This window comes from Streptomyces sp. NPDC048623 (assembly GCF_040650755.1).
Classification (GTDB): Bacteria; Actinomycetota; Actinomycetes; order Streptomycetales; family Streptomycetaceae; genus Streptomyces.
Genome location: NZ_JBEZHV010000005.1, coordinates 135,883 through 149,078 on the forward strand (window position 1 = coordinate 135,883; position 13,196 = coordinate 149,078).

The 13,196-nt window shown below is 73.3% G+C and carries 12 protein-coding genes; 3 read left to right on the forward strand and 9 right to left on the reverse strand.

Going from position 1 to position 13,196, the window contains the following annotated elements; genetic code table 11:
* Nucleotides 1-32 precede the first annotated feature (32 nt).
* From AB0C73_RS09520 to AB0C73_RS09555, 8 genes are all read right to left on the reverse strand, one after another.
* Complete coding sequence (locus AB0C73_RS09520; RefSeq protein ID WP_362526685.1) at nt 33-1,190, reverse strand: MalY/PatB family protein; 1,158 nt, start codon at nt 1,188-1,190, stop codon at nt 33-35.
* A 76-nt stretch (nt 1,191-1,266) separates the two neighbouring features.
* Nucleotides 1,267-2,289, reverse strand: coding sequence for a class II fructose-bisphosphate aldolase (gene fbaA / locus AB0C73_RS09525; RefSeq protein ID WP_362526687.1), 1,023 nt, complete (start codon nt 2,287-2,289; stop codon nt 1,267-1,269).
* A 234-nt stretch (nt 2,290-2,523) separates the two neighbouring features.
* Nucleotides 2,524-3,063 (reverse strand): orotate phosphoribosyltransferase, encoded by a 540-nt coding sequence (gene pyrE, locus AB0C73_RS09530; protein ID WP_362526690.1) that lies wholly within the window; start codon nt 3,061-3,063, stop codon nt 2,524-2,526.
* Nucleotides 3,064-3,099: 36 nt separating this feature from the next.
* Entirely contained in the window at nt 3,100-3,906 is an 807-nt protein-coding gene (locus AB0C73_RS09535) for an aldose 1-epimerase (protein WP_362526693.1), read from the reverse strand.
* 90 nt (nt 3,907-3,996) lie between these two features.
* Nucleotides 3,997-4,884, reverse strand: coding sequence for an SRPBCC family protein (locus AB0C73_RS09540; protein WP_362526696.1), 888 nt, complete (start codon nt 4,882-4,884; stop codon nt 3,997-3,999).
* A gap of 286 nt (nt 4,885-5,170) precedes the next feature.
* Nucleotides 5,171-6,997, reverse strand: a complete 1,827-nt coding sequence (locus AB0C73_RS09545; protein ID WP_362526699.1) for a spermidine synthase — start codon at nt 6,995-6,997, stop codon at nt 5,171-5,173.
* A gap of 75 nt (nt 6,998-7,072) precedes the next feature.
* Nucleotides 7,073-7,591, reverse strand: coding sequence for a DUF2617 family protein (locus tag AB0C73_RS09550; RefSeq protein ID WP_362526702.1), 519 nt, complete (start codon nt 7,589-7,591; stop codon nt 7,073-7,075).
* Nucleotides 7,592-7,936: 345 nt separating this feature from the next.
* On the reverse strand, nt 7,937-8,161 hold the full coding sequence (locus tag AB0C73_RS09555; RefSeq protein ID WP_362526705.1) for a hypothetical protein: 225 nt from the start codon (nt 8,159-8,161) through the stop codon (nt 7,937-7,939).
* A 131-nt stretch (nt 8,162-8,292) separates the two neighbouring features.
* Here AB0C73_RS09555 and AB0C73_RS09560 point away from each other — a divergent pair, with 131 nt between their 5' ends.
* The 3 genes from AB0C73_RS09560 (at nt 8,293) to AB0C73_RS09570 (ending at nt 12,579) form a co-directional block, all read left to right on the forward strand.
* Nucleotides 8,293-9,471, forward strand: coding sequence for a pyridoxal phosphate-dependent aminotransferase (locus AB0C73_RS09560; protein ID WP_362526707.1), 1,179 nt, complete (start codon nt 8,293-8,295; stop codon nt 9,469-9,471).
* Between the two features lie 65 nt (nt 9,472-9,536).
* Nucleotides 9,537-11,273: an NlpC/P60 family protein gene (locus AB0C73_RS09565; protein ID WP_362526709.1), complete on the forward strand. Its 1,737-nt coding sequence runs from the start codon at nt 9,537-9,539 to the stop codon at nt 11,271-11,273.
* A gap of 169 nt (nt 11,274-11,442) precedes the next feature.
* Nucleotides 11,443-12,579, forward strand: a complete 1,137-nt coding sequence (locus AB0C73_RS09570; protein ID WP_362526712.1) for a glycosyltransferase family 39 protein — start codon at nt 11,443-11,445, stop codon at nt 12,577-12,579.
* A gap of 37 nt (nt 12,580-12,616) precedes the next feature.
* Here the strand turns inward: AB0C73_RS09570 and AB0C73_RS09575 are convergent, their stop codons facing one another.
* The gene (locus tag AB0C73_RS09575; RefSeq protein WP_362526715.1) at nt 12,617-13,162 is read right to left on the reverse strand and encodes a YbjN domain-containing protein; all 546 of its coding nucleotides are present in this window, start codon (nt 13,160-13,162) and stop codon (nt 12,617-12,619) included.
* Between the last annotated feature and the right edge of the window lie 34 nt (nt 13,163-13,196).

A 13,196-nucleotide genomic window follows, 5' to 3' on the forward strand; every position in this document is an offset into this window, starting at 1 on the left:
CGACAGTTCGCCTCCCGGTATCCCCTCGGTCATCAAGTCCGCAGCCGCTGCGCCGCCCTCACCAGCGCGTCCATGCCCCGCTCGGCCTTGGCTCGGGGGCAGCCGAGGTTGAGGCGGACGAAGCCGGGGGCGCCGTAGACGCTGCCCGGCATGATGGCGACCTTCTCGGTGGTGACCAGCTCCTCCTGGAACGCGGTCTCGTCGATGCCGAGGGGGCGCAGGTCGATCCAGACGAGGTAGCCGGCCTGCGGCGGGGTCCAGTCGAGCTCCGGGAGGCCGGCGGCGAGGCTCTCGGCGACCATGCCCATGGTGCCGGCGACATAGCCGCGGAGGGCGTCGAGCCAGGGCGCCCCGTGCCGGTAGGCGGCGATGTGGGCGGTCAGGGAGAGCGCCGACGGGGAGCCGAGGCCCTCGCCGGTCTCCATGCGCGCGGTGAAGGCGGCGCGCTCGTCCGGGTCGCCGAGGAAGCCGTACGAGCCGGAGAGCGCGGGAAAGTTGAAGGCCTTGGTGCCGGAGGTGACGAGCGCCCAGCGGCGGCCCCGGCCGGGCTCGGCGACGGCCGTCCAGGGGGTGTGCCGGTGGTCGGCGCGGGTGAGGTCGGCGTGGATCTCGTCGCTGACGACGGCGGCGCCGTGCCGCTCGGCGAGCCGGGCGAACTCCTTCAGCTCCTCCGCCCGCCACACGCGCCCGGTCGGGTTGTGCGGCGAGCAGAGCAGCAGCATCCGGCTGTCGGGCCGGGCGAGCTCGCGCTCCAGGGCCTCCGGGTCGTCGAGCGGCACGCCGCGCAGCTCGCGGCCGAGGCCGGTGACGACCTTGCGGAAACCGTCGTACGTGGGCGTGTGCACGACCACGCCACTGCCCGGCTCGGTCCACATGCGCAGGAGCTGGGAGAGCTGGCTGAGCACGGAGGGGGCGAAGACCATGGCCTCGGTGTCGACCGCCGTGCCGTGGCGGCGCGCGTACCAGTCCCGTACGGCCTCCCGGAACTCACCGAGCCGCCAGTCGGTGTAGCCGAACACCCCGTGGTCGATCCGGGCGTGGAGCGCGTCCAGGACGGCCGGCGGGGAGGTGAAGTCCATGTCGGAGACGGTGAAAGGCAGCAGACCGGGGACGCCGAAGCGTTCGGCCGCCCCGTCCCAGGTGACGGACGAGGTGCCGTGCCGGTCTGTCGCGCGGTCGAAGTCGAACAACCCATACCTCCGGATCCGGGAACGACAAGGGGGCCCGGCACCACACTGTGGTGGTGCCGGGCCCCTCGTACAACGCTTACTTCAGCTTCGTACCGGTCGAGCGCAGCGCGGCACACGCCTCGACGACGCGCTTGGCCATGCCCGCCTCGGCGAGCTTGCCCCAGGTGCGCGGGTCGTAGGTGGACTTCTTGCCGACCTCGCCGTCGACCTTCAGGACGCCGTCGTAGTTCTTGAACATGTGGTCCGCGACCGGACGCGTGAAGGCGTACTGGGTGTCGGTGTCGAGGTTCATCTTCACCACACCGTTCTCCAGGGCGGTGGCGATCTCCTCGGCGGTGGAGCCGGAGCCGCCGTGGAAGACGAAGTCGAACGGGGAGGCCTTGCCGTACTTCTCGGCGACGCCGGCCTGGAGGTCCTTGAGCAGCTCGGGACGGAGCACGACGTTGCCCGGCTTGTAGACGCCGTGCACGTTGCCGAAGGAGGCGGCGAGCAGGTAGCGGCCCTTCTCGCCCAGACCCAGGGCCTCGGCGGTGCGCAGGGCGTCGTCGACGGAGGTGTACAGCTCGTCGTTGATCTCGTGGCTGACGCCGTCCTCCTCGCCACCGGTCGGGGTGATCTCGACCTCAAGGATGATCTTGGCGGCGGCGGCCTTGGCGAGCAGCTCCTGGCCGATGGCCAGGTTGTCGGCCAGGGTCTCGGCGGAGCCGTCCCACATGTGCGACTGGAACAGCGGGTTGCGGCCGGCCTTGACGCGCTCGGCGGAGATGTCGAGCAGCGGGCGGACGTAGCCGTCCAGCTTGTCCTTCGGGCAGTGGTCGGTGTGCAGGGCGACCGTGATGTCGTACTTCGCCGCGACGATGTGCGCGAACTCGGCCAGGGCGACGGCGCCCGTGACCATGTCCTTGTTGTGCTGGCCGCCCAGGAACTCGGCGCCACCGGTCGAGATCTGGATGATGCCGTCGCTCTCGGCCTCCGCGAAGCCGCGCAGGGCGGCGTGGAGCGTCTGGGACGAGGTGACGTTGATGGCCGGGTAGGCGAACTTGCCTGCCTTCGCCCGGTCGAGCATCTCGTTGTAGACCTCGGGGGTTGCGATGGGCATTCGTCCGCTCCTTGTGATGTGCGGGTAGGTGCGTTGCTGTCCCTGACCTGGGGGGCGACGTCATCGTCGCCCCCATCCTTCCAGACTCCGGCGCGGGGTCCCACGGGCGCGGCATGCGAAGGGGCGGGGTGTTTCACGTGAAACACCCCGCCCCTTCATAAAACCGCAGGTCAGAGCCGACTACGTCGGTCCCGGGACCTAAGTCACGACTTCGCGGCGGTTCGCCCGGGCCGGTCAGGCCAGGCCGAGGTCCGACAGCTGGTAGCCGGTGAGGTACGGCAGGCCCGCCTCGGCGATGGCACCGGCGGCGCCCCGGTCCACGATCGTGGCCACGGCGACGACCTCGCCGCCCGCCTCACGGACGGCCTCGACGGCGGTCAGCGGCGAACCGCCGGTGGTCGAGGTGTCCTCGACCACCAGGCAGCGACGCCCCTTGACGTCCGCGCCCTCGATACGGCGCTGCATGCCGTGGGCCTTCTGCGCCTTGCGGACGACGAAGGCGTCGAGGCGCTGCCCGCGCGCGGCGGAGGCGTGCAGCATCGAGGTCGCGACCGGGTCGGCGCCCAGGGTGAGGCCGCCCACGCAGTCGAAGTCCAGCTCGGCGGTGAGGTCGAGCATGACCTGGCCGACCATCGGCGCGGCCTCGCCGTCCAGCGTGATCCGGCGCAGGTCGATGTAGTAGTCGGCTTCCAGACCCGAGGAGAGGGTCACCTTGCCGTGCACCACGGCCTTGTCCTTGATCTGCTGGAGCAGCTCAGCGCGTACGTCAGTCATGCCCATGAGCTTAAGGGCGACGAGTACGCCCGGCGCTCACAGGCGGCGCCAGCTCCAGGTCGTCTCGATCTCCACCGGGTCGATGGGGGTGACCAGGCGCGGGAGGGTGTTGAGGCCGTTCGGGGGGCCCGACTGCGGCTCGACGCAGATGGTGTCGGCCGGTTCGTCGTAGACCACCACCCACTGCGCGTCGCTGGTGATCCGCAGCTCCAGCGTGCCCGGCCAGGTGAGGGTGACGTCGACGCCGTCCGGCATGCCGAAGCAGTCGTCCCAGGGACGCGGGAGCGGGTCGATGCGCCGCCCGGTGGGCAGGTGGTCGGCGCCGCGCTCCTCCTGCCAGGCCGGCCGGAAGACCGGCTCGACCTCGGGGCCGAGGCCGTTGTCGCCGTCGAGCCGGCGCAGGAACCAGGGGTGCCAGCCGGCCTGCGCCGGGAAGGAGGCCCCGGCGGTCTCGATCCCGAGCCGGAGCGTGAGCGCGTCCTCGCCGAGCTCGACGACCTGGGTGACCTTCCCGGCGTACGGCCAGGGCTCGCCGAGCTCCGTGGTGAAGGCGGCGGTGGTCTCCGTGACGTACGCGGTCTTCCAGGCGACATCGCGCACGGTGCCGTGCATGGCGTGCGGGGCGGCGTGCTCGCTGACCGGGAGCTGGTGGACGGTGGCGCCGTCGCGGAAGCGCCCGTTCCCGGTGCGGCCCGCCCAGGGGGCCATCACGAAGGAGCCGTAGTGCGCGCCTTGGCGCAGCAGTTCGGTGCCGCCGATGCGGAGGCTGTCGATCCGGCAGCCGTGCTCCGGGTCGATGGTCAACTCGGCGTCGCCGGCCGTCAGTCGCGTCAGATTGCTCACGCCCCGACCCTAAGCGGTGTCCTGCGGTTCCCGCCGCCGGGATTCGCGGCCTGCCTGATCAGGAGCCTGCCTGATCAGGAGCCTGCCTGATCAGCCGCGGCGGCGGCGCAGGGCGCGGGCGGCGACGACGGCGGAGGCGAGGGCGAGGGCGGCGGCCGGGGCGATCCAGCGCAGGGTCGCGCCGGTACCGGCGGCCTCGGCGGCGGGGACGGGGGCGTAACGGCCGCGCGGCGGGGCGTGGTCGACCTCCTCCGCGCTCCGGCCGATCATCGTGCGCCGGGCGTGCGCGGCCTCGGCGGGCTGCCCGGTGTCGCCGCCCTCCCCGTTCCCCTCCGTGTGCTCGTCGCCGACCTCGTCGCGCTCGATGTCCTCGTCGGCCGCGCGGTCCAGGGACGGCGGCGGCACCGGGGTGTCGAAGACGGAGGAGGACTGGCGGGGCTCCTCCACGCCGTCGTCCACCCCGTCGTCGTCGCTGTCGTCCTCGTTGGCGGCCGCGGCGGCTTCGGCCGCCTCCGCCGCCTCGGCCGCTTCGGCGACCTCCTCCTCGGCCACGTCCGCGACGGCGGCCAGCGCCTCCGCGAACCGGTCGAGCAGCCGGGCGCCCGCCGCGGTCCTGGCCTCCGCGTCGGCCTCGGCGAGCCGGCCGGCCGCCGTGACCCGGCCGCTGAAGCCGATCGTGGTGCCCTCGGCCACCGGGGTGAGCGCGAGGGTCAGGGCGAGCGCCGCGGTGCCCTTGCCGCGTACCTCGGTGCCCTCGCCCTCGACGGCGAACCGTCCGCCGCGCTCGGCGACGCGCAGGGTGCCCCGGTAGGTGATGGTGTTGGCGCCGACCCGGATCTTCAGCCGCCCGGCGAGCGGCCCGGCCGTCCCGTCGGCGTCCTGCTGGAACCCGGGAACGCAGCGCGCCACCCGGGCCGGGTCCGTCAGCGTGTCACGCAGGACCTCGGCCGGGACCGGGACGAACACCTCATGCTCCATGGAAGCCGAGCCTACTCAGCCCCGGCCCACCCGTCGCCTGTTCGCACCCGCACGCACACCGCCACCCCCGCACGCGCCCAGGCCGTGTGACCGCGCGCCGGGGGTCCGGCGGCCGGGGAATCCCCGGGTCCGCCGGACGGGCCCCGGGGCCGAGGGAAAGCGGTGTGCACGACGCCCGCCCCCCGGCTGCGCCGGCGGTGCCCCCCACCCGGGCCCGCAGGGCCCAGGGGGAGTCGCGCGTCGAGCGCCGCGCCCCGCCGCGCCCCGCCCCAGCCCAGGCCCTGTCTCAGTACCGCGGGTGCACCAACGTCGACGGCTGCAGAGCGTCCGTCGCTGCGGTGCGGCTGCGCTGGGCGCGCCATTCCGCCTCGGTCAGTTCGTCCGTGGTGAGCGAGCGCAGCCGGGGGGCCGCCGCGTCGAGGCCGAGCGCGGGCGGTACGGCGCCGGGCGCGGCGAGCAGGAAGCCCCACTCCCCCTCGGCGGGCGGCGCGCCGCCGGTGGAGCGGCCGGCCCGGTCGGGGCCGGTGGTCAGACCGGTGGTGCGGCCGCCGGAGCCGTACGGGCGGGTGGTGTAGCCCGCCGCGCGCAGGGTGGCGTCGACCGTCCAGTACGTACGGGGGCGGGCGCTCGCCGAGCCGGCGTGCACCACAAGCCGCCCGCCGTCGGCGAGGGCGCGGGCCGCGAGCCCGTAGAACTCCTGCGAGTAGAGCTTGGCCCCGGCCGTGATGCCGGGGTCCGGGAGGTCGGAGATCACCACGTCGTACCGTTCCTGCGCGGGCCGCTCGGAGCGCAGCCAGGTGAAGGCGTCGCCGTAGGCGACGGTGACCCGGGGATCCCGGAAGGCCTGCCCGTTGAGCGCGGCGAGGTCGGGGTCGCTGCGCGCGAGGTCGGCGACGCCGGGGTCGAGTTCGACGACGGTGACCTCGCGGACGTCGGCGTAGCGCAGCACCTCGCGGGCGGCGAGGCCGTCGCCGCCGCCCAGGATCAGCACGCGCGCGTGCGGCCCGTTCATCGCGGGGTGCACCAGGGCCTCGTGGTAGCGGTACTCGTCGCGGCCGCCGACCCGCAGCCGCCCGTCCAGGAACAGATCGGGCGGGTTGCCGGCCCGCCCCGTGATCACCACCTCCTGGAGGTCGGTGTGGACGGCGACCCGGATGCTGTCGCCGTACACGGCGCGCCGCGCGGCCTGCTCGAAGTCGTCGACGAGGACGGTCGCGGTGGCCAGCACGGCGAGCACGGACAGGTTGGCGCCGAGGACCAGGGCCCGCGAACGGGCCGTCAGATCGTGCCGGAACAGCCAGAGCACGAGCCCGCCACCCGCGATCGCGTTGACCGCGCCGGTGACCAGCGCGCCGGTGAGCTGTCCGAGCCAGGGCAGCAGGAGGAAGGGAAAGGCGAGACCGCCGACGAGCGCGCCGACGTAGTCGGCGGCGAACAGGTCGGCGACCGTCCCGGCGGCGTCGTGCGCGTCCCGCCGCCGGGCACCGCCGGGCCCCGCGCCGAGTCCCGCTCCGGGCCCCGCGCCGAGTCCCGTTCCAGGCACTGCTCCGGGCCGCTCGCCCCCTCCCCCCTTCGCGCCCTTCGCGCCCGCCGCGCCCGCCGCACCCGCCCCGCACCCCGCACCGCACCCCGCCCCCACCCCGTACACCGGGACGGCACGGGCCGACTCAGCCCGCTGGATCAGCGACATCAGGAGCGGGATCTCCGCCCCGGTCAGCACACCGATCGCCATCGAGAACGCCACGAGCACCCAGCGCGACTCGCCGAGCCAGGCGAAGGACGCGTACAGCACCATCGCCGAACAGCCGCCGATGAGCGCCAGACCGCCCTCGACCAGGCCGAAGCCGACCGCCGCGCGGCAGCGCAGCCGCTTGGCGAGCAGCGAGCCGACGCCCATCGCGAAGACCATGACGGACAGCACCACGGACGCCTGGGTGACCGAGTCGCCGATCAGATACGAGGCGAGCGCCACCAGTTCGAGCTCGTACACCAGGCCGCAGGCGGCGCAGACGAACACCACCGCCAGGACCGGATACCGCGCCGTACCGGGCCGCGCGGGCAACCGCGCCGCCCGTTTCGGCGGCAGGGTCAGAGTCCTGGGCGGGTCGATCATGTCCGTAACGCTACGACACACCTGTTTCGCGGCCTGTCACCCACACGAGTGCATCTGAGGCATTTGTGCGGCGTGTCAGAGCGAAGCAGGCATACGTGCCCCGATCCGGGTCCTGGTCACGACCAACTGCCCTTCCTGGGGGTAGGCGTGCCAGGTGCGCCACCGCACCTGGCCCTCGTGGCGCTGCGCCAGCATCGCCGTGAAGGCGTGCGGCGAGCCGGGGAAGGTCCCCGCGAGGCCGTGCGGATGGTCGGCGACGAGCGCGAGCAACTCCTGTGCGCGGCCCGCGAACGAGCCCTGGGTGAGGGTCTCGACGCGCGCGGCGAACTCGTACTCCCACTCGCCCACCCGCTTGGACACCCCCAGGGGCAGCGGGGTGCTGCTGCCGGGCATGCAGGCGACGGTCTCCGAGCAACTGCGGCTCTCCTCCTCCAGAAGGACCTGGTGGGAGGCGCCGAGCAGCCGCAACTGCAGCTTCGCTCCGGCGAGTTCGAGATCGAGCACCGCGAGGGCGGGCAGCGGATCACGCCCCAGCGCCCAGGCCAGGTCGGCCGCGCGGGTGTCGGTGTAGGAGGTCTTCAGGCTGGTGAGCATGGATCGGCTCCGCAAACATGGTTTGACGGGTGAACCGGGGGCGTCCCGGTCGAAGGGTTTCGACCGGGAGTGGGGATCGCCGGCTCGGGTCCACACACGGTCCGAGGGCTGGATGTTCTCGACAGCGAGGGAATCACGAACCATGGGCGGCTCACAGTGTTTTCGCCCAACTTGACGTGGTTTCCATCCCCTCGGGGGCCTCACGGTTCAACTGTTCAGTCGGAATCGATCGCGTGGCTCCCACAATCACCCAGTGATCCCCACCATCGCCCAACGGAACGATCACCCAGGGACGTTGCCCGGGCGCACCAACTCTCGCCCGGGCACCACCCCGTCACGCACCGCTCAGTCGCCGCCGCCCCCGCCGCAGCCGCCTCCGCACGAGGACGAACCGCACGACGACGAGGAGCACGAGGAGCCGGTGCCGCAGCCGCCGCCCCCACCGGAACCGCCGCCCGCCCAGCCGCCGCGCCGGCGGCGCCGCTGCCGCCGGCGGGACCCGCCGCTCGCCGCGAGGGCGAACCCGACCCCCACGAGGACCACCAGTCCGATCACCACGAAAGCGTTCATGCCGTCCCCCGTCACTGAAGGGAGCCCGATCGGCCCCTCGCGCCGGAGCCGCACCGGCCCCGGTGCGAGGGGGATTCCCGCCCCGCGCCACCCCGAAGCGCACTTGAGCAAGTCCAGAGCTTCGGCCCAGGATGGCGCCCATGACACGACCGCTGCTCAACCGCCGGCTCGCGGAGTTCGGCACCACGATCTTCGCCGAGATGTCCGCACTCGCCGCCCGCACCGGTGCGATCAACCTGGGCCAGGGTTTCCCCGACACCGACGGCCCGGAGGAGATCCGCGAGGCCGCAGTCCGCGCCCTGCGCGACGGACGCGGCAACCAGTACCCGCCCGGCCCCGGCGTGCCCGAGCTGCGCACCGCGATCGCCGAGCACCAGCGGCGCTTCTACGGTCTGGAGTACGACCCCGACTCCGAGGTCCTGGTCACCGCCGGCGCCACCGAGGCGATCGCGGCCGCGCTGCTCGCGCTGGTCGAGCCGGGCGACGAGGTGATCGCGCTGGAGCCGTACTACGACTCGTACGCCGCCTGCATCGCCATGGCCGGCGGCACCCGCGTCCCGGTCACCCTCCGCCCGCACGACGGCGCCTTCGTCCTCGACCTGGACGAGCTGCGGGGGGCGGTCACCGACCGGACCCGGCTCCTCCTGCTCAACACCCCGCACAACCCGACCGGCACCGTGCTCACCCGCGCCGAGCTGACCGCGATCGCCGAACTCGCCCAGGAGCGCGACCTGCTCGTCGTCACCGACGAGGTGTACGAGCACCTCGTCTTCGACGACGCCGAGCACGTACCGATGGCGTCGCTGCCCGGCATGCGCGAGCGCACCGTCACGATCGGCTCGGCCGGCAAGACGTACTCCTTCACCGGCTGGAAGGTCGGCTGGGTCACCGCCGCGCCCGAACTGACCACCGCCGTCCGCTCGGCCAAGCAGTTCCTCACGTACGTCTCCTCCGGCCCCTTCCAGTACGCGGTCGCCGAGGCGCTGCGCCTCCCGGACACGTACGTCGAAGGGCTGCGCGCCGAACTCCTCGCCAAGCGCGATCTGCTCAGCGAGGGCCTGGCGGCGGCCGGCTTCGGCGTGCACCGCCCGGCCGGCACCTATTTCGTCACCACCGACATCCGCCCGCTCGGGGAGACCGACGGCTTCGCCTTCTGCCGCGCGCTCCCCGAGCGCGCGGGCGTGGTCGCCATCCCCAACGCCGTGTTCTACGACCACCGCGAACAGGGCGCACCGTTCGTACGGTTCGCGTTCTGCAAGAAGACGGAGGTCCTCCAGGAGGCGGTGGACCTGCTGAAGCGGCTGGGTTAGCCGCCAGTAGGGTCCCGGACTGACCGGCGTCCGAAGGGCGGGCGGGCGGTCCGAGGAGGGGACTCATGTCCGTACGGGAGTCGGAGGCGTTCAGGCCCAGTCGCAGGGCACTGCTCGGCACGCTGGCCGGGGTGGCGGCGGGCGGGGCGCTGCCGCTCGCGGCGGCGGCACCAGCAGCAGCCGTGACGGGGGCAGGGGCGGGGCCCGGCGGGCCGGGGGTGGACGGGCGGCTGCCGATGGGGGTCGATCCGACCGACCCGTGGCACTTCACGGCGCACCCGTCCAGCGCGCTGACCACCCGGGCCGTCGCCGGCGGTCTGGAGGTCTCCGACGCCGGCGGGGCGCTCGCCACGCTGACCACCGGGGCGCGGACGGTGACCGTACGCGGGCCGCGGCGCTGGTTCACCGAGCAGAAGAAGCCGGTTGCCGACGCCTTCTCGCGGACCCCGCCGACCGGCGGCTGGGGCATGTCGCCGGGCGGCGGCACCTGGTCGCACGTGAACGGCGCCGACACCGACTACTTCCTGGAGTCCGGACGGGCGGCCATCACCCTGGCGCCCGGCAAGAGCCGCTACGCGCTGCTCCCGGACCACGGCATCGGGGACGTCTCCGCGGCCGCCCGCTTCTCCTTCGACCGGCTGCCCGTCGGCGCGCCGGTCTCGCTCGCGCTGGTGTTCGCCGCTCGGGACGTGAACAACCACTACCGGGCCCGGCTGGTCGTGACCCCGGCGGGCGAGGTGCAGCTGGTCCTGGAGAAGGAACTGGCCGACGTCTCGACCATGCTCGGCACGGCGGTCACGGTCGGCACCGGCTTCGCCGCCTTCGACCACTGGTGGGTGCGGGTCGAGAAGACCGGCGACGTGCTGCGCGCGCGGGCCTGGAAGCATGGCACGGACGTGACCGAGCCCACCGGCTGGCAGCACACGGTGCGCGACCCCGAGCCGGACCCGGCCAAGGTGCTGAGCACCGGCACCGTCGGCGTCCGCGGTCTGTCCTCCCTCGGCGCGACCGTGAGCCCGCAGGCCCGGGTCTACGACTTCCGGATCGACTCGGCGCTGTGGGCCGACCCGCCGCTGGTCACCCATGACACCTGGGTGCGGGTGCTGCCCGAGCCGTACGACGGCACGTGGACGCCCGCGGTGGAGCAGCGGATCCGGGCCTGGGCCGGCGACACCTCGCCCGACGTCCTCGCGTACACCTCGATGTACCGGCCGTACGCCCCGGACGTCACCGATCCGGCGCGGCAGGGGGCACGGGTGCTCGGGGTGGCCGGGTACAGCAAGGCCGACCCGGTGACCGGGCTGCGCGAGATCGGTGCGGACTTCCACCAGTTCATGGGGCTCGACTGGGACTTCACCGAGAGCGGCGAGCACTGGGACGCGAACCCCGACTTCGCCGGCTGCCTGGATTGCTCGGGCTTCGTCCGGATGGTCTACGGCTACCACCTCGGCCTGCCGATGGTCCGCTACCAGCAGTTCGGCAGCGGCCGGCTGCCGCGCGAGTCGAAGGACCTCGCCGCCTCCGGGCCCGGTGTGGTGATCGCCCAGGCCACCGGTCAGGCGCCACCGCTGGACGGGCTGCGGATCGGCGACACGGTCTTCTTCGACACCGACGAGGACTCGGACGCGGGCGGCCATATCGGGATCTACCTGGGCGTGGACGCGTACGGCAAGCAGCGCTTCGTCTCCAGCCGCAAGACGCCCGACGGGCCGACCATCGGCGATGTCGGCGGCAAGTCGGTCCTGAACGGGGCGCCCGGCGACCTCTACACCGACAAGCTGCGGGTGATCCGCCGCTTCTGACGGGCGCGCTTCCGCTGCACGGCAGCGCCGTTCAGGTAAACCGATTTGTCGGGTAAAGACCGGTTTCCTGTGCGCCCGGAGGTGCCCCCTGTCCGCCGAGACGATCGACCGCCCGACGGCCGACGCCGCCCCCGCGGCCGCCCGTGCCGCCACCACCCCCGCCCGGCGGGTGTCCCGCTGGCGGGCGGCGCTCCACCGGGCCGTACCCGCCCTCGGGCTGTTCGCCGCCGCCCGGCTCACCGGAATACTGGTGCTCGCCCTGTGGGCCCGGCACATCGGGCGTTCGCCGCGGGCGCTGCTCGCGAAGTCCTGGGACTCCGAGTGGTACACCCGGATCGCCGCCCACGGCTACGGGCACACCCTGACCTGGCCGGACGGGGTGGTCCAGTCGGACCTGGCGTTCTTCCCGCTCTATCCGGGCCTGGTACGGGCGGTCACCGCCGTCCTGCCGGTCAGCGGCGGCACCGCCGGGCTGCTGCTGTCCTGGTCCGCCGCCGGGGCCGCGGCCTGGGGGGTCTTCCTGGTCGCGGAGCGGCTCGCCGGCCGCCGTACGGCCGTGGTGACCGTGCTGCTGTGGGGCCTGCTGCCGCACTCGGTCGTGCTGTCCATGGCGTACACCGAGCCGCTGATGACCGCCTTCGCGGCCTGGGCGCTGTACGCGCTGCTCACCCGGCGCTGGCTGTGGGCGGGCGCCCTCGCCGCGCTCGCCGGGCTCTCCCGGCCGAACGGGGTCGCCGTCGCCGCGGCCGTGCTCGCCGCAGCGGGCCTGGCGCTGTGGCGGCGGCGCGGGCGGGCGGGGTGGCCGGTGTGGGCGGGGGCGGTGCTCGCGCCGCTCGGCTGGCTCTCGTACCTGCTGTGGGTCGGCGCCCGGCGCGGCGATCTGCTCGGCGGCTACTTCGCCGTGCAGGACGGCTGGACCTCCCGCTTCGACTTCGGGCGGGGCGCGCTCCGCTTCGTACGGGACATGCTGACCGGGAGCACCCAGTTCGGCTTCGCGATGGCGTTGGTGATCACCGGGGCGGGGGTGCTGCTGTTCGCGCTGCTCGTGAGCGGGGAGCGGGGCGAGCGGCCGCCGCTGCCGGTGCTCGTCTACACCGGGGTCCTGGTCCTGATCACCGTCGGTGGCTCGGGCTTCTTCGAGTCGAAGCCGCGGTTCCTGCTGCCGGCCTTCCCGCTGCTGCTGCCGCTCGCCCGCGCGATCACGAGAGCCCGGCCGGGCGCCGCGATCGTGGTGATCGCGGGCCTGGCCGGGCTCTCGTTCGCCTATGCGCCGTACGCGCTGACGCTCGCGCGCATGGCTCTGTAGCGCTCGGCTCTGCAGCGCTCGGCTCTGCAGCGCTTGGCTACTCGGTGTCGCCCTCGGCCTCGCCGGACTCCTTGTCCTCCGGGGACTCCAGGCCGAACTGCTCGACGATCCACTTGTCGAACTCGATCGACGCGCGGACCCAGCTGACGGTGGAGGACACGAAGTGCTCCAGGGCCACGCCGGTGCCGATCAGCATCTGGGCCTCACCGATGAGACGGAGGGTGGCGGAGCCGTCCTCCTCCTCGTGCAGGTGGGTGTAGACCTTGGGCCACAGGGTGCGCCGGTTCCAGTCGTCGATCGCGTCGAGGATCCTGGCGCGGTCGTCCGCGGCGTGCGGGCGGTCGTAGAACGTGCGGACCGAGAAGACCTGCTGCTCGGCCTCGCCGCGGAACATGAAGTACGTGCGGAAGTCCTCCCACGGCGCCGCGAGGTCACCCTCGTCGTCGACGATGTACTTCAGCTCCATCTGGTCGAGCAGCTGCTTGACCAGATCCTGGTCGGGGACGACGGGGCCCGCCGGTCCTCCGGCCTGAGGCTGGGGCTGGGCCCCGAAATTCGGAATCGAGGACGGGTCGATGCTCACCGGGTTCTTCCCTTCGTACGGATGCCCGCCATCC